The sequence below is a fragment of the Pantoea sp. ICBG 985 genome (assembly GCF_002928365.1).
Lineage (GTDB): Bacteria > Pseudomonadota > Gammaproteobacteria > Enterobacterales > Enterobacteriaceae > Pantoea > Pantoea dispersa.
The window spans coordinates 126,694-146,387 of sequence record NZ_POWM01000006.1 but is presented as its reverse complement, the minus strand read 5'-3'; the positions used below and the strand labels follow the sequence as shown (position 1 = coordinate 146,387).

The window sequence follows — 19,694 nt, the reverse complement described above, 5'->3', positions numbered from 1 at the left end:
CCGCCGGACATTCCGTCCAGCAACAGCATCACGGAGTCAGAATGGGTCAGGAAAAGCTGTATATAGAAAAAGAACTAAGCTGGTTAACCTTTAACGAACGCGTGCTGCAGGAAGCCGCTGATAAAAGCAATCCGCTCATTGAGCGCATGCGTTTTCTCGGCATCTATTCCAACAACCTGGAAGAGTTTTACAAAGTGCGCTTTGCCGATCTCAAGCGCCGCATTCTGATTGGCGAAGAACAGGGGACGCCCACCACCCTGCGCCATTTGCTGAAAAAGATTCAGCTGCGGGTACAGAAATCGGATCAGGAGTTCGATGCGCTGTATAACGACCTGCTGCTGGAAATGGCACGCAACCAGATTTTCCTGATCAACGAGCGCCAGCTGTCACCCAATCAGCAGGAGTGGCTGCGCTACTACTTCAAGCATCAGCTGCGCCAGCACGTCACGCCAATTCTGATCAACCACGACACCGACCTGATTGAGTTCCTGAAAGACGACTACACCTATCTGGCGGTGGAGATTATCCGCGGCGAAGAAATCCGTTACGCCCTGCTGGAGATCCCGTCCGATAAGGTGCCGCGCTTTGTGAATCTGCCGGCAGAATCGCCGCGCCGTCGCAAGCCAATGATTCTGCTGGATAACATTCTGCGCTACTGCCTTGATGAGATTTTTAAAGGCTTCTTTGATTACGACGCGCTGAACGCCTACTCAATGAAAATGACGCGCGACGCCGAGTACGACCTGGTCACGGAGATGGAATCCAGCCTGCTGGAACTGATGTCCTCCAGCCTGAAACAGCGCCTGACCGCTGAGCCGGTGCGCTTTGTCTATCAGCGCGATATGCCCGATGCGATGGTGGAAATGCTGCGCCATAAGCTGTCGATCTCCAGCTACGACTCGATTGTGCCGGGCGGCCGTTATCATAACTTCAAAGATTTCATCGGCTTCCCGAACGTGGGCAAAGCCAATCTTGAAAATCGTCCGCTGCCGCAGATTCGTCATATCGGTTTTGATGGCTTCCGCAACGGCTTTGATGCCATCCGCAATCGCGATGTGCTGCTTTATTATCCGTACCACACCTTTGAACACGTGCTGGAGCTGCTGCGTCAGGCGTCGTTTGACCCGAACGTACTGGCCATCAAGATCAACATTTACCGCGTGGCCAAGAATTCGCGCATTATGGATGCGATGATCCACGCCGCCTACAACGGTAAAAAGGTCACGGTGGTGGTCGAGCTGCAGGCGCGCTTTGATGAAGAAGCCAACATTCGCTGGGCGAAGCGGCTGACCGAAGCGGGCGTGCACGTGATCTTCTCAGCGCCCGGCCTGAAGATTCACGCCAAGCTGTTCCTGATCTCCCGCCGCGAGGGCGAAGAAGTGGTGCGTTACGCCCACATCGGAACCGGCAATTTCAACGAAAAAACCGCGCGTATTTACACCGACTATTCGCTGCTGACCGCCGATGCGCGCATCACCAACGAAGTCCGCCGCGTATTTAACTTTATCGAAAACCCGTATCGCCCGGTAACGTTCGAACACCTGATGGTGTCGCCGCAAAACTCGCGCGCCATGCTGTATCAGCTGATTGATAACGAGATTGCCAACGCGCAGCAGGGCAATCCTTCCGGCATTACGCTGAAAATCAACAACCTGGTGGACAATGGTCTGGTGGATCGGCTGTATGCCGCCTCATCGGCCGGCGTGAAGATCAACCTGCTGGTGCGCGGCATGTGCTCGCTAATCCCCGATTTGCCGGGCATCAGTGAAAATATTCGCATCACCAGTATCGTTGACCGCTACCTTGAGCACGACCGCGTCTATATTTTTGAAAGCGGCGGCGATAAAAAAGTATTCCTGTCGTCGGCGGACTGGATGACGCGCAACATCGATTATCGTATCGAAGTGGCGGTGTCGGTGCTCGATCCGCGCCTGAAACAGCGCATACTGGATATCATTGCCATTCTGTTAAGTGATACGGTAAAAGCCCGCATCGTAGACAAAGAATTGAGTAACCGTTATGTTCCGCGCGGCAATCGCAAGAAGGTGCGCTCGCAGCTGGCGATTTACGATTACATCAAGAAACTGGAACAACCCGAATAACGCCTATGCCAATCTCCCATAAAAGTACGCCGAAACCGCAGGAATTTGCCGCCATCGATCTCGGCTCGAACAGCTTCCACATGGTGATTGCCCGTGTGGTGGATGGCGCCATGCAGGTGCTGGGACGCCTGAAACAGCGCGTGCACCTCGCCGACGGGCTGGATGCGCAAAATCGCCTGAGCGAAGAGGCGATGGAGCGCGGGCTGAGCTGCCTGGCGCTGTTTGCCGAGCGCCTGCAGGGGTTCAGCGCCGCCAACGTCACCATCGTCGGTACGCACACGCTGCGCATCGCATCCAACGCGGAAGAGTTTCTGCAGCGCGCCGCGGAGGTCATCCCGTATCCGATTGAGGTGATTTCCGGCAATGAAGAGGCGCGCCTGATCTTTATGGGCGTTGAGCACACGCAGCCGGAGAAAGGCCGCAAGCTGGTGATTGATATCGGCGGCGGTTCAACCGAGCTGGTGATCGGCGAAGATTTTGAGCCGCAGCTGGTGGAGAGTCGCCGCATGGGCTGCGTCAGCTTCGCCAACCTCTACTTCCCGAAAGGCGAGATTAGTCAGGAGAATTTCCGCCGCGCCAGGCTGGCCGCCGCGCAAAAGCTGGAAACGCTGGCGTGGCAGTACCGTCTGCAAGGCTGGCAGTATGCGCTGGGCGCGTCCGGCAGTATCAAAGCGGCCTGTGAAGTGCTGCTGGCGATGGGTGAGAAAGAGAAGCGCGTGACGCCGGAAAATCTCGACATGCTGGTGAGCGAAGTGCTGAAGCACAAATCCTTTGCTGCCCTGAGCCTGCCGGGGCTGTCGGATGAGCGCAAGGCGGTGTTTGTGCCGGGGCTGGCGATTCTGTGTGGCGTGTTTGACGCGCTGGCCATTCGCGAGCTGCGCCTGTCAGATGGCGCGCTGCGTGAAGGCGTGCTGTATGAGATGGAGGGCCGCTTCCGCCATCAGGATATCCGCAGCCGTACCGCGCAGAGCCTGGCAAATCATTACGCCATCGACAGCGACCAGGCACGCCGCGTGCTGGAAACCACCGAACAGCTGTACAGCCAGTGGCTGGAGCAGAACCCGAAGCTGGCCAATCCCCAGCTGACGGCGCTGATGAAGTGGGCAGCGCTGCTGCACGAAGTCGGGCTGACCATCAACCACAGCGGTATGCAGCGTCATTCGGCCTACATCCTGCAGAACTCCAATATGCCGGGCTTTAATCAGGATCAACAGATGCTGCTGGCCACGCTGGTACGCTTCCACCGTAAAGCGGTGAAGCAGGATGAGATGCCGCGTTTCACCTTGTTTAAAAAGAAACAGTTCCTGCCGATGATCTTCCTGCTGCGGCTCGGCACCCTGCTGAACAATCAGCGTCAGGCCACCACGCGCCCCGACACGCTGAAGCTGAGCACCGACGATGGTCACTGGACGCTGACCTTCCCGGCCGGTTTCCTGAGCCAGAACACGCTGGTTCAGCTGGATCTGGAGCGGGAGCAGGCTTACTGGAATGACGTCACCGGCTGGAAACTGATGCTGGAAGAGGAGTAACGCGGGCTTCAGGCCCGCAATCGCACTATGACAACACGCCCCGATAACTATTTTGCGGAGAAATACGGCCTGACGCCGCCCCACTCCGAAGTGCTGGCCGCGCTGCCAAAACTGGCAGTGGGTAATGCGCTGGACCTCGGCTGCGGCCAGGGCCGCAACAGCCTGCTGCTTAATCAGCACGGTTTTACGGTGACCGCCTGGGACAACAATCCGCAGAGCCTGGAGCGCCTTAACAGCATCATCGCGGAAGAGCAGCTACAGCAGATACATACCGAACAGTGCGACCTGAATCAGGTGCGTTTCAACGGTGATTATCAGTTTGTGTTTTCCACCGTGGTGATGATGTTCCTGCAGCCGGCGACCATTCCGCAGCTGATCGCCGATATGCAGGCCAGCACGCGCAAGTACGGTTACAACCTGATTGTGGCGGCGATGAGCACCGACGATTATCCCAACACGCAAAACTTCCCGTTTACCTTTAAATCGGGCGAGCTGAGCCATTATTACCGTAACTGGCACATCGTGAAGTACAACGAAGAGGTCGGTGAACTGCATCGCCGCGATGAACACGGTCAGCGCATTAAGTATCGCTTCGCTACCCTGCTGGCGCAGAAAGCCAGCTACTGATGTCTGGCATCATGATGGTCTGGTCGCCATGAATGGCGACCCTACAACGGATTAGTGCGGTTGGTGAAAGTATGCGGGTTCTGGTCGCCATCAATGGCGTAATGCCGTTCGGTGACGAAAACGCAAGCCGCACCCTATCGTAGCGGCGAGATTCATCGCGCAATAAATTGCGCCGCTACGAAAAGTGCCTCGTTTTTGAACCAATTCAAAGGCTAACTGGCATGAGTCACATCATGCGGGTTTTGGTCGTCATCAATGACACCCCTGCAGAGTCGATGACGCACGCTTCGCCCGGCGGCTGATATCGATCAAAGCAACCTTAACCTTTTCTGCTCATTTTTCACGCAGCGGTTGACCTCCCGGTCGGGTTGTGACTAAATGTTGCCACCGCCCAGCCGGGCTTTTACAGGAACCACCCCGCGTGAATAGCGCCATCTCTGCACGAAGACGTCCCAAAACCGGTACCATGACCCGCATTGTTTTGCTGATCAGTTTCTTTATTTTGGTTGGCCGTCTGATTTTCATTATTCCCGGTGCCATCGAGCATCATCAGCAAAAGAAAGCCGCACCTGAACCGGTCACACTGAGCACCAGCGAGACGCGCTAAGGAATTTGCGGGTCATCGTCGCTCTGCCATCACATTGTCCGCCGCGGCAATGCTGCTTGTTACGCCCACTTTACCCGCAACGCGCTACACTTTGACCTGACTTTACAGACACAAAGGACGCGTTATGTCTGCTTCGCACGCACAACAACTATCAGAAACCCGCCAGCGAATTCTGCACCTTCTGCTCAGCGAGCACGATTTAGTCGATGTGCTGCTGGATAAATCCGTCGACCTCAATGCCGCCGAACTGCGCAAAATCACCGGCTGGCGTCAGCAGCTGGAGCATGAACTGCCGCAGCTGCACGCCGCCGACCTCGCGGACATTCTCGAAGCGCTGCCGGAAGAGGAGCGTCTGGCGCTGTGGCGACTGGTGCCCTACGAGCAGCGCGGTCGCGTGCTGGTGGAGGCCTCCGAAACCGTGTGGGCCAGCCTGACGGAAGAGATGACCGACCGCGAAATCCTGCGCGCCATCGAGCCGCTGGATATTGACGATCAGGTCTATCTGGCGCGTTACCTGCCGCGCGATCTCACCGGCCGCCTGCTCACCACGCTCGATCCCAGCCTGCGCGCCCGACTGCTGGACGTGATTGAGCTGGATCGCGATCGCGTCGGCCAGGTGATGGACTTCAATATCCTGACCGTGCGCTCAGACGTGACGCTGGCGACGGTGCAACGCTTTCTGCGCAAGCGCAAAAGCATGCCGGACGGCACCGATAAAATCTTCATCACCGACGAACACAATCAGCTGCTGGGTGAACTGGCGCTGACCGATATCCTGCTCAACAAACCTAAAACGCTGGTGGCTGAGGTGATGAACGCGCGTCCCACCACTTTCCAGCTGGATGACAAAGCGGAAGAGGCCGCCAGCGCCTTTGAACGCTATAACCTGATCTCTGCTGCGGTGACCGATGCCAAAGGCAAGCTGATTGGCCGTATCACCGTGGAAGATGTCATTGACCTGGTGAACGAAGAGAACGAAAGCAACATCCGTAAGATGGGCGGCATCAGCCAGGGCGAGGACGTGTTTGCACCGGTGCGCAAAGCGGTAAGAAAGCGCTGGACCTGGCTGGCCGTTAACCTGTGTACGGCGTTTATCGCCTCGCGCGTCATTGGTCTGTTTGAGGACACCATTTCGCAGCTGGTGGCGCTGGCCACGCTGATGCCGATTGTCGCCGGCATTGGCGGTAACACCGGCAATCAGACCATCACCATGATCGTGCGCGCGCTGGCGCTGCATCAGGTTGAACCCGGCAACTTTTCGTTTCTGATTGCGCGCGAACTGGGCGTGGCGCTGCTTAACGGCCTGTTCTGGGGCGGCATCATGGGCGGCGTGACCTGGCTGATGTACGACAACCTGCAACTGGGCGGCGTGATGATGCTGGCGATGGTGCTGAATCTGCTGCTGGCGGCGCTGATGGGCGTGCTGATTCCGCTGATTATGACCAAACTCAAACGCGACCCGGCGGTCGGCTCCAGCGTGCTGATCACTGCCATCACCGATACCGGCGGCTTCTTTATCTTCCTCGGTCTGGCCACGCTGTTTCTGCTGCACGGCCACTAAAGCGCAGCTACAATCAGCGTTGATCCCTAATCAGCTGGAGAGCAGTGATGTTTAACGTGGATGATTTTGTGCAGGCGAAAACCGGTGGTCCAAAAATGCAGGTGCTGCGCGTTGCGGGCGATACGCTGTGGTGCGCACGCGTTGACGATCCGATCAAAAAAGAGATCGAGGTGAAGGCCGACAGCGTCAATCTCTATCATGAAGACGGGGATTTCGGCGTCTGTTAACGGCTGCGAGTCCGCGCCGCCCGCGAGCAATACTGTCGCGGCGCGGCGCCGTCTCAGGGCTTATCCTTCTGTAAATTATCCTCTCCCACCCCGCCGATAAACGGCAGCCGCAGACGCAGCGGGGTGAAATCCAGTCCCAGATTAAGTCCCAGCAGATTCACCTCCACGCCCTCTTCCGCACCCAGCGTGACGCCCAGCACGCCGAGCAGCGACAGCTGCACGCCGCGCCCGGATGGCGGCAGGCCAAGCGGATGCAGCAGCGAACGGAAATCCTTACCGATGGCATTGGCGGGCAAATCAAGCTTCAGCGCCGGCACTTCACGGCCAATGTGAGCGAGGAAGGTGTTGCTGTTAGGGCCCGGCCACGCATGATAGGTGTTGGGCCACGGATAGGATTGAATCGCCGCTTCAATCTGCGGGATCATCGCCTGCGCAGCCGCACCGCGATGTGACACCAGCAAACGCGGACGCGCACCGTACCAGTAGCCGTCCGGCAGATTGCTGTTGCGCCGCACTTTATCGCCGCTGCCCCAGCTGATCACCTCATAACGGTTGTAGCGGGTTTCTCCGGCGCGCTTAAAGATAATCCACGGATGCACGGCCACCGCACCTTTCCAGCCGTAGGTCGGCGCAGCATACACCTGCACAATCGCCTCACTGGCGAAGCGCTGCGGATCCGGTGCCAGTCCGGCCGAATCACGGCGCGCCGTTGCCCAGCCGCCGCGTTCGGTGGTGAACTCACCGCTGCGCGTCGCCTGCGCCAGGCTGGCCGCCAGCGACAGTAACACCACACAGAGAAAAGAGAGTAAAACAGCTTTAACAGGCAACATGCATGGACATCCCGGTGGTGAAAAAACGCTCCCGCCATCATGCGCCGAAACGGCAGCGTCTGTATTCACCAACTATGCGGTGGACAAAAAATGCGTTGCGGTGCCCGGTCAGCTGATTTTTCCTTAGTCAGGCAGGGCGATACCACTGATATCGGCGCATATCGCCAGCAACTGCTGCTGTAGCCGTGGATTGCGCGCCTGCGGATTAGCCGCCAGCGCCTGACGGTGATAAAAGTACTCTCCGCTGACCCGCGCCTCATCGGCGGTGGCTAACCACACCTGGGTACGATGCGCCTGATCAAGATCGTCGGGTGCCCCGGCACCGCCCATTTTGGTCGGCACCCAGCCTGGCTCCAGCGCGTTGCTGTATACCTGCGGCCAGCGCCGGGCGATGGCAAACGCCAGTATGGCATCATGCAGTTTACTCTCAGCATAAGCCTGCGAAGCGTGCCAGCGCCGCCGCTGCCACAAAATATCATCCAGGTTAGCTTCGGCATGATGATGCATGCCGGAGCTGAGGTAAATCAGCCGCTGCGGCCGTTCAATCAGCGCGGTAAGAATATAGGGTGCCAGCGTGTTGATGGCGAACAGATGCGGCAGGCCATCTGCGGTTAACTGATAAGGCTCGCGATAGCCAACCGCCACGTTGTGGATCACCGCATCAAATCTGCCGAGCGCATTAACCTGCTGCGCCACACTGCGGGCGCCGGCGATGGTTATCACGTCGCCGCTGACCACGGCTTCAGCCTGCGGTAGCGCCTCCTGCGCGGCGCGGGCACGCGCGGCGTTGCGTCCGTGCAGCACCACCTGATGGCCCTGCTCAACCAGCAGTTCAGCCGCCATCAGCCCGAGGCCGGTGGATGAACCGGAAATAAAAATACGTGACATGGAAAACTCCTTAAGCGTGAAGTGAAGCGGCGCGCGATGTCAGCGCCAGCAGCGCACCGAGCAGCGCACAGGCCGCACCAAACAGATAGACGGCGGCATAGCTGAAGTGGCTGGCGATGGCACCGGCAATCGGTCCGGAAATACCATAAGCGATGTCGAGAAAAGCAACGAACGCGCCCATGGCGCTGCCGCGACTGGCCGGCGGCACGCGTTTCAGCGCTTCCACGCCGAGGGCGGGAAAGATCAGCGCACAGCCAAGACCGGTAATCAGCGCGCCGGTGAGCGCCAGGGTTTCGTCAGGCGCAAACCACAGCAGCATCTGCCCCAGCGCCTCCACCAGCAGTGAATAAGCCGCCACGCGGTAGCCACCAATGCGATCCGGCAGATGTCCCAGCACCAGGCGCACGGCGATAAAACCAACGCCAAACGCGGTCATCACCCAGCCGGCCAGCTGCCAGTGGCGCGCGGCGAAGTAGAGCGAGGCGAAGGCCGTCAGGCCGGCCAGTCCGACGCCCTGCAGCATCAGGCCACAGCCTTCACGCCAGATGCGGCCAATCACCCGATAGAACGGCAAACGAGCCCCTCCGACCGCGCGATAACCGCTGGCAGCCGTGGCGATGAGCGCCGCCAGCAGCGGAGCCGCGATACAGGCCAGCATCGCCGCCGCTAAGCCGACGTGCTGATACAGCATCATACCGGCAGGGGCACCGAGCGACAGCGCGGCAAACATGGCGATACCGGTCCAGGACATCGACAGACCGGCACGCTGTGGCCCGACCGAGGCGATTGACCAGGCCACGCAGCCGGTGACGAACTGGCTTTCGCCCATACCCGCCGCCAGCCGTCCGGCAATCACCAGCGCCAGACTGACCGCCGGTGAAAAGCCCGGCAGCGCGGCCAGCCAGTACAGCACGCCAGCCAGCGCACACACCGCCGCGCCCTGCAGCGCCGAGCGCTTACCGCCAACGCGATCGGTCAGTTGACCGGCGTAACCGCGCGTCAGCACGGTGGCAACAAACTGTATCCCGATCACCAGCCCGACCCACAGGTTGCTGAAACCGAGATGCTGATGGATAAACAGCGGGATTACCGGCAGCGGCAAGCCGACCGCCAGATAACCGCAAAACAGCGCGGCAATCACGCCGGTCGCTGGTCGCGACAAATGCGCAGCTTCAGCCTGCGCGCTTAATGCAGACATAACAGCCTCCATAAATGAACAGACAGCGCGGCAGGCCGCCGCGCTGCGGAAAATCAGGCAAACAAAGGATGGTGATAGCCGCTGGCATTCAGCAGATAGTCGCGCGAAGCGGTGATTTCCGCGTTCAGCTGTGCCACATCGACGTTGAGCAACTGACCATGACGTTTACGCAGTTCACCCGCCACCATCACGGTATCAACATCGGCGCGTTGCACCGCCTGCACCACCGTTGCCGTCACGCTGGTCAGCGGGAAAACGCCGATACCATCGGTGCGCAGCATAATAACGTCGGCCTGTTTACCTGGCGTCAGCGTGCCCGTTTGCTGCTCCAGCCCGGCCGCACGCGCGCCGTTAATCGTTGCCGACTGCAGTACGGCTTCCACGCTAATCGGTGCCGGTACGTCGCTTTCGCCCCGGAAGCGGCGATAGCGCATCGCTGAGCGCTGCTGGTTAAACAGCGCCTGCATTTCACCGAACAGATCGCTGCCGAAGGCGGTATCGAGATCGATACCGAGCGCCGGCGTCATTCCGCGATCGACCGCCTGCTGCCAGGCAAAGCTGTCGTCGTCGAAACCAAACAGCGCATCCGAACGCGGATTCACGGTAATGTTGACGCCCGCGTCCGCCAGCTGCTGCCAGGTGTGCGCCGGTACGCGCGTACAGTGGTTGAAAATGTTGTGCGGACCCAGCAAGCCGGGTTCGGCAAACTCCGCCGGCAGCTGCGCCAGGTCACCAATAAACTCGGTGAGAATGCGCATATCCAGCTCGCGCGCCACGCGCCACCACGCCAGGTTGAGCTGGCCAAACAGGCCAACCTGCACGCGACTGCCGGCGTGGTTCCAGCGGCTGGCGAGACGGGCCAGATCGCCCGGTAGATGATCGCTGGAAGCCTGCTTATCCATTGCTGCGCCAACCATATGCAGCGCACGAATCCCGCTCTCCTGCAGCGCGTCGAGCGCCGCATCGGTATGCGCCGGACTGCGTGAACTGTGGCAGGCATCAATCACCGTGGTGATGCCGGCATCCAGGCAAGCCAGCGCCGTCAGCCGGGTGCTGAGATACATATCCAGCGGACGGTAATGCGCGCCGAGCGTTTCTGCCACCACATCGATATAGACAAACAGGTCGTCAACGTTGGGCATCAGGCGGCGCATCGCACCGAGCCACATATGGTGATGCGCATCCACCAGGCCCGGCATCACGATATGGCCGCGGGCATCAATCACCTGCGCATCATCGGCGGAAAGGTTTTCCCCCACGGCGGCAATACGATCGTCCTCAATCAGCACATCGCCACAGACGAGGTCGGGCACGCTGGCGTCCAGCGTCAGGATAGTGCCGCCTTTAAAAAGGGTGCGCCGTACAGTCATAACATTCTCCTCAAAAGAGATCAGGAATCCGGCGGTCAGTGCCGGTCACGTTTCGGGGCACACAATAAGTTGCAGCGCATTTTTGATAAAGGTAGGCTCAGGCAAATGATCTTTGCTAAAAATCAAAGATGGAGAACAGGATGAGTTTTGATGGCCGACTATTATCCGGCATGAGCGTGCTGGCAGCCGTGGTTGAAGCCGGCAGCTTCAGCCGCGCCGGCGAAGTGCTGGGGTTGTCCGCCTCGGGCGTCAGCCGGGCGATTTCGCGACTGGAACAGCGTCTCGGCGTGCGTCTGCTGGATCGCACCACCCGCACCCTGCATCTCACCAGCGAAGGTGCCAGCCTGTATGAGCGGGCGGCGCCACATCTGGAAGGGATTGAAGAAGCAGCAAACTACGTCTCCGGCGCCGCCGTGACGGTGCGCGGTACGCTGCGCGTGAGCCTCAATCCGCTGTTTTCCCGCTATGTGCTGGCGGCAAAGCTGCCGCTGCTGCGTGCCCGTTATCCGCATCTGGAACTGACGATTTTGCAGCAGCCCGATGTGGGCGATCTGGTGGCAGAAGGTATTGATGTTGCGGTGCGTTTCGGGCCACAGCCGCCGTCCACCATGACCTCACGCCTGCTGTTACAAACGCGCGTCCTGACGGTGGCCGCCCCGGACTATCTGGTACGCTGTGGTCGCCCGACGCAGCCGCAGCAGCTGACTGAGCACAATTGTCTGCAATACATCGATCCGCGCAGCAATAAGCCCTTTAGCTGGGAGTTTCATCGTGGCACGCAGCGGCTGACGGTCGCCACCCACGGCCATCTGACCACCACCGATCCGGATTTAATGGTACAGGCGTGCGTCGGCGGTGCCGGCGTAGCCCAGGTGCTGGCACTGAGCGTGCAACATCTGATCGCCAGCGGTGAACTGGTCGAACTTTTCCCCGACTGGCCTGACGAAACCTATCCGCTGTTTATCACCCGGCCTTCGCGCCGTCTGGCCCCGGCGGCGGTGGAGGCATTTCTCGGGTTCTGCCTGGAGATTTGTGCGGAACAGCACTGACGCAAATTACCGATTAGCCTCAGCGCGTGTTTGCCGGTAATAGCCCACCAGCTGAACGATGAAGGTGAGCGTTGCGAGTAAAAACAGTATCCCACCCAGGGGAATGGTGCCGAGCAGGAACCAGCCCATGACGCCTGATTCATACAGCAATTGGCCGCGATCTTCTCCCAGGATGTAACAGGGATGCACGTTGCCTTCGTCCAGCTGGCAGCCTGCCAGACTGGCGACATATCCGGCGCCCATCGCGCAGATCAGCGGCAGAAACGCGAGAAAAGCCGTACCGCACAGCATCGCAAGATAGAGAATGATGATGGATGTCAGCGAGCGTTTGCCAGGTGGTGCGCGCTTGCCCGCGGCTCTGAAATTAAACAGCACGTTTCCTCCTGAAGCCTCTGCCGTTAACGCCAGATTATTAACACATCCTTATCCCCTGCGACAGACCGGTAAACAAACGCCCGCGGGGTAGCGGGCGCGTTTTTACTGCGACATGACGCCAGGCGTTAAGGGTTGGCGCGGATAATCACTTTGCCGCGCGCATGGCCGGTCGCCACCTTCTCCAGTGCGGAACGTGCATCATCCAGCGAAAAGATAGCGTCGGTGATGACCTGTAACTGTCCGGCCTGGAACAGGCTGCTCGCCCGGGCAAGATACGGCGTCGCGCTGGCGAAGAAGACAAACTCGCCGTGCTGACCGCTGACGGGCGTGATGCCAAACTCCACCAGCGTGGCAATGCGCCCGCCGGCGCGCAGCACGGACCAGGAGCGGCTCAGCGTTTCGCCGCCGACGCTATCTATCACCAGGTCGATATCGCGCGTTGCTGCAAAGTCCTGCGTGCGGTAATCAATCACCTCATCGGCGCCCAGACTGGTCACCAGCGCGTGGTTTTTCGCCGACGCCGTGGCGATGACATAAGCGCCCGCCTGATGCGCCAGCTGGACGGCCATGCTGCCGACGCCACCCGCTGCGGCGTGAATCAGTACGCGCTCGCCGCGCTGCAACTGGCCCACATCGAACAGCGCCTGCTGCGCGGAGCCAAACGCGGTAGGCAGCGCCGCGGCCTGTTCGGCGCTCATCGCTGCCGGGACAAGGCATACGTCATCGGCGGCGATCACCAGGCTTTGTGCAAAAGCCCCGCCTGCGCCAGGTGGCGTGCGCCCGAATACGCGATCGCCCGCGTTTAAATGGCTCACGTGATCGCCAACCGCTGTAATCACGCCGCAGAAATCCATGCCCGGCACGTAAGGCAGGTCCACCGGGAAAACCTGCTGCATGTGCCCTGAGATGATTTTCACATCCAGCGGGTTAACGCTCGCCGCTTCAACCTGTACCGTCACCTCATCCGGACTGGCGGCGCGAAGTTGACGTTCGCCAATCGTCAGTACATCGGCGGTGCCAAACGTATCAATCAATGCTGCTTTCATTATCAACTCTCCGGTCTGATTCAGGCTTGTGGCGGAAACTGGCCAAGCTGGAGGAACAGGCCAAACCAATCTTCCATGTGCCAGGTGGTGATCAGACGGCCGTCCTCCAGCGCATGGAACTCATGCAGACGGAAGCTCACTTTCTTACCGGTCGGCGCGATACCGAAAATTTCGCCGAGATGGGTGCCGCTGATTTCCGCCCGCGCCGCGATGCGGCCAGGCTCCTGAATCATGTCATGCACCACGATCTGCACGTCCGGAAAGGCCTGCGCCAGCATGCGAATGATCGGCTTGATGCCTTCCGGTCCGGCAACTTGTCCTGGCGCCAGCGGAATGTCTTCCCATGACGGTGCCAGCACGCTATCGACCAGATCGGGGTTGTTGTCGCTGAAGGCCTGATAGAGCGTCTCTACCGCCTGTCGTTCAATTTTCAGACGTTTTACGTATTCTGATTCTGCTGCTGGATTCATCGTTATTCACTTTCAGGTGGGGGTCGGTTGTGGAATTTTGCGCAGCGCCCTAAAATTCGTCCAACAAATATTCAATATGAGTGATTATTTGCCGTATGGATTTTCATGGCATCGATCTCAATCTGTTAGTGGCTTTTGACGCGCTGATGAACGAGCGCAACGTCACGCGGGCGGCAACCCAGGTGGGCGTCAGCCAGCCGGCGATGAGTGCCGCTTTGTCACGGTTACGCACCCTGTTCGGTGACCCGCTGTTCATGCGCAGCGCGGAGGGTTTACTGCCAACAGCGCGTGCGCGCGATCTGTCCGGCCCCATCGCCGGGGCGTTGCGCCAGCTCGAAGCGACGCTGGTGGCAAAGCCCGCATTTGCAGCGGAAAAAGCGCAAATAAACTTCAAACTGGGCGTGTCGGAGTATCCGGCTTTCGTGTTGCTGCCTTCGTTAATGCAGGCGCTACAGGACGTCGCCCCCGGCGTGTCATTGAATGTGCAGGCGTTTACCAACCGCGATCACGCGGTCGATTTGTTAGATGCCGGCGCGATTGATGTCGCCATCGGCGTCATGCCTACCCACAGCGATAGCCGCATCATCTCCCGGCCGGTATTGCGCGACGAATTCGTCACCATCGTCGCCAGCAACCATCCGGCGGCCAGACGCGGCATGAATATGGAGAGCTACCTGGCGCTGCCGCATATTCTGGTCTCGCCGGAAGGTGAACTGTACGGCCTGGTTGATCAGGGGCTGGCGCAGCAGGGTAAAAAGCGCCGGCTGGGGCTGACGGTCCAGCAGATGTTTACGGTGCCGTCTATCGTGGCGCAAACCCACATGACGGCGACCGTGATGAAGCGCGTGGCGCTGCATGCGCAGGCCAGTCGCCAGCTGGTACTGTTCCCTCCCCCGCTGTCGTTGCCCGAAATGGTGTTCAACCTGATCTGGCACCGGCGCAGCGACGCGCATCCCGCCCAGCAGTGGTTCAGGGAATTTATTGAACAACAGGCGGCGCGGCTGTAGGCGCTGTGTGTGGTTCTGCGCGGATAGGACGATGCGAAAGATGGCAGGATAAAAAAGCCCGCAGTTACGCGGGCTTTGAGGCTTCAGGTGCTGGCGGTTGCCAGTGCGGGCGTTACTCCCACTCAATCGTCGCAGGCGGTTTACCTGAAATATCATAAACCACGCGTGAGATGCCGTTCACTTCGTTGATGATGCGGTTGGAGACGCGGCCGAGGAAGTCGTACGGCAGGTGCGCCCAGTGGGCCGTCATGAAGTCGATGGTTTCGACAGCACGCAGGGAAACCACCCAGTCGTATTTACGGCCATCGCCCATCACGCCGACGGAGCGCACCGGCAGGAACACGGTAAAGGCCTGGCTGACTTTGTTGTACAGATCCGCTTTACGCAGCTCTTCGATAAAGATGGCATCGGCACGGCGCAGCAGGTCGCAGTACTCTTTCTTCACTTCACCCAGTACGCGCACGCCCAGACCCGGGCCCGGGAAGGGATGGCGGTACAGCATGTCGTAAGGCAGGCCGAGTTCCAGACCGATTTTACGCACTTCATCTTTGAACAGCTCTTTCAGCGGCTCAACCAGGCCCATCTTCATCTCTTTCGGCAAACCGCCCACGTTGTGGTGAGATTTGATCACGTGCGCTTTACCGGTAGCTGAAGCCGCCGACTCAATCACGTCCGGATAGATGGTGCCCTGCGCCAGCCATTTCACGTCGGTCAGCTTCAGTGCTTCTTCGTCGAACACTTCCACGAACACGCGGCCGATGATCTTACGTTTGGCTTCCGGATCGTTCTCGCCCGCCAGCGCGTCGAGGAAGCGCCCTTCTGCCGCAACGTGCACGATGTTCAGACCAAAGTGGTCGCCGAACATGTCCATCACCTGCTCAGCTTCATTCAGACGCAGCAGTCCGTTATCGACGAACACACAGGTCAGGCGCTCGCCAATCGCGCGGTGCAGCAGCATCGCGGTCACGGATGAGTCCACGCCGCCGGACAGGCCGAGAATCACACGGTCTTCACCCACCTGCTCACGGATGCGCTCTACCGCATCTTCGATGATTTTGGCTGGCGTCCACAGCGCTTCACAGCCGCAGATGTCGCGCACAAAACGCTCCAGCATGCGCAGGCCCTGACGGGTGTGCGTCACTTCCGGGTGGAACTGCACGCCGTAGAAACGCTTCTCTTCGTTGGCCATGATGGCAAACGGGCAGCTTTCGGTGCTGGCAACCGTCACGAAGTCTGCCGGGATCGCCGTGACTTTGTCACCGTGGCTCATCCACACGTCGAGCAGCGGTTTGCCCGCCGCGCTGATGGCATCTTCGATATCACGCACCAGCGCGCTCGGGGTTGTCACTTCAACCTGCGCATAACCAAATTCACGCTCGTTCGAGCCTTCAACCTTACCGCCCAGCTGCATCGCCATGGTCTGCATGCCATAGCACACGCCCAGCACCGGCACACCGGCGTTGAACACATATTCCGGCGCGCGCGGGCTGTTGTGCTCGGTGGTGCTTTCCGGGCCACCGGACAGGATGATGCCGTTCGGGTTGAACTGGCGGATTTGCTCTTCGGTGACATCCCACGCCCAGAGTTCGCAGTAGACGCCCAGCTCACGCACGCGGCGCGCGACCAGCTGCGTATACTGAGAACCAAAATCGAGGATCAAAATACGATGTTTATGAATATTTTCAGTCGTCATTGAGGCGTTTCCATTGGGATGGACTTAACAATAAAAGCGCCCGGCTGGAGCCGGGCGGGAAATCTTACGGGATTATGAACCCATGCGGTAGTTCGGTGACTCTTTGGTAATGGTCACATCGTGCACGTGGCTTTCGTTGATGCCGGCGCCGCTGATGCGCACGAACTCGGCTTTGGTGCGCAGATCGTCGATGGTCGGGCAACCGGTCAGGCCCATGCAGGAGCGCAGGCCGCCCATCTGCTGGTGCACGATCTCTTTCAGGCGGCCTTTATAGGCAACGCGCCCTTCGATACCTTCCGGCACCAGTTTGTCGGCGGCGTTATCGCTCTGGAAGTAACGGTCAGACGAGCCTTTGGACATCGCGCCCAGTGAACCCATACCGCGGTAGGATTTGAACGCACGGCCCTGGTAGAGCTCGATTTCGCCCGGCGATTCTTCGGTACCGGCCAGCATGGAGCCAACCATTACCGCCGACGCACCCGCAGCGATGGCTTTGGCGATGTCGCCAGAGAAACGGATACCACCGTCAGCGATGACCGGAATACCGGTACCTTCCAGCGCTTCAACCGCGTCGGATACCGCCGTGATCTGCGGTACGCCAACGCCGGTAACGATACGGGTAGTACAGATGGAGCCCGGGCCGATGCCCACTTTCACCGCGCTCACGCCCGCGTTAGCCAGCGCCAGTGCGCCTGCACCGGTCGCCACGTTGCCGCCGATGATTTCGAGGTCCGGATATTTTGCGCGGGTTTCACGGATACGCTGCAGCACGCCTTCGGAGTGGCCGTGCGAGGAGTCGATCAGCAGTACGTCAACGCCCGCAGCGACCAGCGCATCAACGCGCTCTTCGTTGCCGGCACCGGCACCCACTGCGGCACCGACGCGCAGACGACCCTGCGCATCTTTACAGGCGTTAGGTTTACGCTCGGCTTTCTGGAAATCTTTAACGGTAATCATGCCCAGCAGGTGGAAGCTGTCGTCAACAACCAGCGCTTTCTCGACGCGTTTTTCGTGCATTTTCTGCAGCACGACTTCACGCGCTTCACCCTCTTTCACCGTCACCAGGCGCTCTTTCGGCGTCATGACCGCGGTCACCGGCAGCGTCATATCGGTCACGAAGCGCACGTCACGACCGGTAATGATGCCCACCAGCTCGTTGTCAGCGTTAACCACCGGGTAACCGGCGAAGCCGTTACGTTCGGTCAGCTCTTTCACCTCGGCCAGCGTGGTGGTTGGCAGCACGGTCTGTGGCTCCGTTACGACGCCGCTTTCGTGTTTTTTCACCTTGCGAACTTCATCCGCCTGGCGCTCAATCGACATGTTTTTGTGGATAAAGCCCAGACCGCCTTCCTGCGCCAGCGCAATCGCCAGACCGGCTTCGGTCACGGTGTCCATCGCTGCAGACAGCATAGGAATGTTGAGACGGATGTTTTTGGTCAGCTGGGTGCTGAGATCGGCCGTGTTGGGTAAAACAGTGGAGTGAGCGGGAACGAGCAGGACGTCGTCAAATGTGAGGGCTTCTTTCGCGATTCTTAACATTGCAATATCTCCACCTGGGGCGTTTAAAACAGATAAAATATTGCCGCGGCATTATACAGGCCGAAATCGGTTGCCTCCAGTGTTTTTTCGGAAAAAGTCTTGATCCTCCGGGGCAGGCATGTAGTATCGGTTAATTAACCCTCTGATTTGAAATTTGATCCTCATCACATGTCGCTACCGCCAACCGCCAATATTTTTACTGTCAGCCGCCTGAACACCACGGTGCGCCAACTGCTGGAAAATGAGATGGGCCTGGTGTGGCTCAGCGCTGAAATTTCCAATTTCACTCAGCCCGCTTCCGGTCACTGGTACTTCACCCTGAAGGACGATGGCGCGCAGGTGCGCTGTGCCATGTTCCGCAACAGCAATCGACGCGTCAGCTTTCGCCCGCAGCACGGTCAGCAGGTGCTGGTGCGTGCCAGCATCACGCTGTATGAGCCGCGCGGCGACTATCAGTTGATTATCGAAAGCATGCATCCGGCCGGTGAAGGGCTGCTGCAGCAACAGTTTGAGCAGCTGAAAGCCCGGCTGGCGGCGGAGGGGCTGTTCGACCAGCAGTTTAAACAGCCGCTGCCGGAGCCGGCGCGCCAGGTGGGTGTGATCACCTCCGCCACCGGCGCGGCATTGCACGATGTGCTGCGCGTGCTGCATCGCCGCGATCCCTCGCTGCCGGTGGTGATCTATCCGACGGCAGTGCAAGGCGTTGATGCGCCCGCCGCCATCGTGCGCGCCATCGAGCTGGCCAACCAGCGTGACGAGTGCGACGTGCTGATTGTCGGGCGCGGCGGCGGTTCACTGGAAGATCTGTGGAGCTTCAACGACGAGCGCGTGGCGCGGGCCATCTTTGCCAGCCGCCTGCCGATCGTCAGCGCCGTTGGGCATGAAACCGATGTCACCATCGCCGACTTTGTTGCCGATCTGCGCGCGCCGACGCCTTCTGCCGCTGCCGAGCTGGTGAGCCGCAACCAGATCGAGCTGCTGCGCCGTTTGCAGTCTCAGCAGCAGCGCATGGAGATGGCGATGGACTATTACGTGGCGCAGCAGCAGCGCCGCTTCACCCGGCTGCAGCATCGTCTGCAACAGCAGCATCCGCAGCTGCGCCTGGCACGCCAGCAAACCACGCTGATTCAGCTGCAGCGACGTCTGCAGGAAGCGGCCGACCAGCGGCTGCGCCTGGCGCATCGCCAGCAGGATCGCCTGCTGCAGCGCCTGCAATCCCAGCAGCCGCAGGGACGTATTCTGCGCGCTCAGCAGCAGTTACAGCAGTGGCACTACCGGCTGCAGCAGGGCATGGAAAAACAGCTCAATCACAGCCGGCAGCGTTTTGGTACGCTGGCAGCACAGCTGGAAGGCGTAAGTCCGCTGGCGACGCTGGCGCGCGGCTTTAGCGTCACCACCGATGCTCAGGGCCAGGTGGTGAAAAAGACCCGTCAGCTGCATGCCGGCGATCTGCTGCGTACCCGGCTGGATGATGGCTGGGTGGAGAGTCAGGTGACGGCGTTACAACCGCAGAAGACGCGCAGCCGTAAGGCGTGATAATATTTTCAGCCGCATAAATGGTTGATAACCCCCCGTA

18 protein-coding genes are annotated in these 19,694 nt (G+C 59.5%); 9 read left to right on the top strand and 9 right to left on the bottom strand.

Annotated features, from left to right (window positions below; genetic code table 11):
* Window positions 1-41 precede the first annotated feature (41 nt).
* The 6 genes from ppk1 (at window position 42) to C1Y42_RS18375 (ending at window position 6,653) form a co-directional block, all read left to right on the top strand.
* Window positions 42-2,102, top strand: a complete 2,061-nt coding sequence (gene ppk1 / locus C1Y42_RS18400; protein ID WP_021506583.1) for a polyphosphate kinase 1 — start codon at window positions 42-44, stop codon at window positions 2,100-2,102.
* Between the two features lie 5 nt (window positions 2,103-2,107).
* Entirely contained in the window at window positions 2,108-3,631 is a 1,524-nt protein-coding gene (gene ppx, locus C1Y42_RS18395) for an exopolyphosphatase (RefSeq protein ID WP_021506582.1), read from the top strand.
* Between the two features lie 27 nt (window positions 3,632-3,658).
* Window positions 3,659-4,258, top strand: a complete 600-nt coding sequence (tehB, locus tag C1Y42_RS18390) for a tellurite resistance methyltransferase TehB (protein WP_021506581.1) — start codon at window positions 3,659-3,661, stop codon at window positions 4,256-4,258.
* A 421-nt stretch (window positions 4,259-4,679) separates the two neighbouring features.
* Complete coding sequence (locus tag C1Y42_RS18385) at window positions 4,680-4,865, top strand: YfgG family protein (RefSeq protein ID WP_022548292.1); 186 nt, start codon at window positions 4,680-4,682, stop codon at window positions 4,863-4,865.
* A gap of 124 nt (window positions 4,866-4,989) precedes the next feature.
* Window positions 4,990-6,426, top strand: a complete 1,437-nt coding sequence (mgtE, locus tag C1Y42_RS18380; protein WP_021506579.1) for a magnesium transporter — start codon at window positions 4,990-4,992, stop codon at window positions 6,424-6,426.
* Between the two features lie 47 nt (window positions 6,427-6,473).
* On the top strand, window positions 6,474-6,653 hold the full coding sequence (locus C1Y42_RS18375) for a hypothetical protein (RefSeq protein ID WP_010617609.1): 180 nt from the start codon (window positions 6,474-6,476) through the stop codon (window positions 6,651-6,653).
* A 53-nt stretch (window positions 6,654-6,706) separates the two neighbouring features.
* On the opposite strand, the gene C1Y42_RS18370 is transcribed toward C1Y42_RS18375, so the two are convergent.
* The 4 genes from C1Y42_RS18370 to C1Y42_RS18355 all read right to left on the bottom strand — a co-directional run bounded on the left by C1Y42_RS18370 (window position 6,707) and on the right by C1Y42_RS18355 (window position 10,939).
* Window positions 6,707-7,483 carry a DUF3750 domain-containing protein gene (locus tag C1Y42_RS18370; RefSeq protein ID WP_104094088.1) on the bottom strand — a complete coding sequence of 259 codons (777 nt, stop codon included), beginning with the start codon at window positions 7,481-7,483 and terminating at the stop codon, window positions 6,707-6,709.
* Window positions 7,484-7,606: 123 nt separating this feature from the next.
* The gene (locus C1Y42_RS18365) at window positions 7,607-8,371 is read right to left on the bottom strand and encodes an SDR family NAD(P)-dependent oxidoreductase (RefSeq protein WP_021506577.1); all 765 of its coding nucleotides are present in this window, start codon (window positions 8,369-8,371) and stop codon (window positions 7,607-7,609) included.
* Window positions 8,372-8,381: 10 nt separating this feature from the next.
* The gene (locus C1Y42_RS23920; protein WP_021506576.1) at window positions 8,382-9,569 is read right to left on the bottom strand and encodes an arabinose transporter; all 1,188 of its coding nucleotides are present in this window, start codon (window positions 9,567-9,569) and stop codon (window positions 8,382-8,384) included.
* A 53-nt stretch (window positions 9,570-9,622) separates the two neighbouring features.
* Complete coding sequence (locus C1Y42_RS18355) at window positions 9,623-10,939, bottom strand: amidohydrolase family protein (RefSeq protein ID WP_058770840.1); 1,317 nt, start codon at window positions 10,937-10,939, stop codon at window positions 9,623-9,625.
* A gap of 140 nt (window positions 10,940-11,079) precedes the next feature.
* On the opposite strand from C1Y42_RS18355, the gene C1Y42_RS18350 reads away from it, so the two are divergent.
* Window positions 11,080-11,988 carry a LysR family transcriptional regulator gene (locus tag C1Y42_RS18350; protein WP_104094087.1) on the top strand — a complete coding sequence of 303 codons (909 nt, stop codon included), beginning with the start codon at window positions 11,080-11,082 and terminating at the stop codon, window positions 11,986-11,988.
* A 6-nt stretch (window positions 11,989-11,994) separates the two neighbouring features.
* Here C1Y42_RS18350 and C1Y42_RS18345 read toward each other — a convergent pair whose 3' ends face one another.
* The 3 genes from C1Y42_RS18345 to C1Y42_RS18335 all read right to left on the bottom strand — a co-directional run bounded on the left by C1Y42_RS18345 (window position 11,995) and on the right by C1Y42_RS18335 (window position 13,879).
* Window positions 11,995-12,363: a hypothetical protein gene (locus C1Y42_RS18345; RefSeq protein WP_104094086.1), complete on the bottom strand. Its 369-nt coding sequence runs from the start codon at window positions 12,361-12,363 to the stop codon at window positions 11,995-11,997.
* Between the two features lie 125 nt (window positions 12,364-12,488).
* The gene (locus tag C1Y42_RS18340) at window positions 12,489-13,409 is read right to left on the bottom strand and encodes an NADP-dependent oxidoreductase (RefSeq protein ID WP_104094085.1); all 921 of its coding nucleotides are present in this window, start codon (window positions 13,407-13,409) and stop codon (window positions 12,489-12,491) included.
* Between the two features lie 20 nt (window positions 13,410-13,429).
* Window positions 13,430-13,879, bottom strand: coding sequence for an ester cyclase (locus C1Y42_RS18335; RefSeq protein ID WP_021506571.1), 450 nt, complete (start codon window positions 13,877-13,879; stop codon window positions 13,430-13,432).
* A gap of 95 nt (window positions 13,880-13,974) precedes the next feature.
* On the opposite strand from C1Y42_RS18335, the gene C1Y42_RS18330 reads away from it, so the two are divergent.
* A complete protein-coding gene (locus C1Y42_RS18330) occupies window positions 13,975-14,886 on the top strand; it encodes a LysR family transcriptional regulator (protein ID WP_021506570.1) in 912 nt (303 codons plus the stop codon).
* Window positions 14,887-14,998: 112 nt separating this feature from the next.
* Here C1Y42_RS18330 and guaA read toward each other — a convergent pair whose 3' ends face one another.
* Window positions 14,999-16,579 carry a glutamine-hydrolyzing GMP synthase gene (gene guaA, locus C1Y42_RS18325; RefSeq protein WP_021506569.1) on the bottom strand — a complete coding sequence of 527 codons (1,581 nt, stop codon included), beginning with the start codon at window positions 16,577-16,579 and terminating at the stop codon, window positions 14,999-15,001.
* 72 nt (window positions 16,580-16,651) lie between these two features.
* Window positions 16,652-18,118 carry an IMP dehydrogenase gene (gene guaB, locus C1Y42_RS18320; protein ID WP_021506568.1) on the bottom strand — a complete coding sequence of 489 codons (1,467 nt, stop codon included), beginning with the start codon at window positions 18,116-18,118 and terminating at the stop codon, window positions 16,652-16,654.
* A gap of 168 nt (window positions 18,119-18,286) precedes the next feature.
* Between guaB and xseA the strand changes: the two genes are divergently transcribed.
* Window positions 18,287-19,654 carry an exodeoxyribonuclease VII large subunit gene (gene xseA / locus C1Y42_RS18315; protein ID WP_104094134.1) on the top strand — a complete coding sequence of 456 codons (1,368 nt, stop codon included), beginning with the start codon at window positions 18,287-18,289 and terminating at the stop codon, window positions 19,652-19,654.
* Window positions 19,655-19,694: the final 40 nt, after the last annotated feature.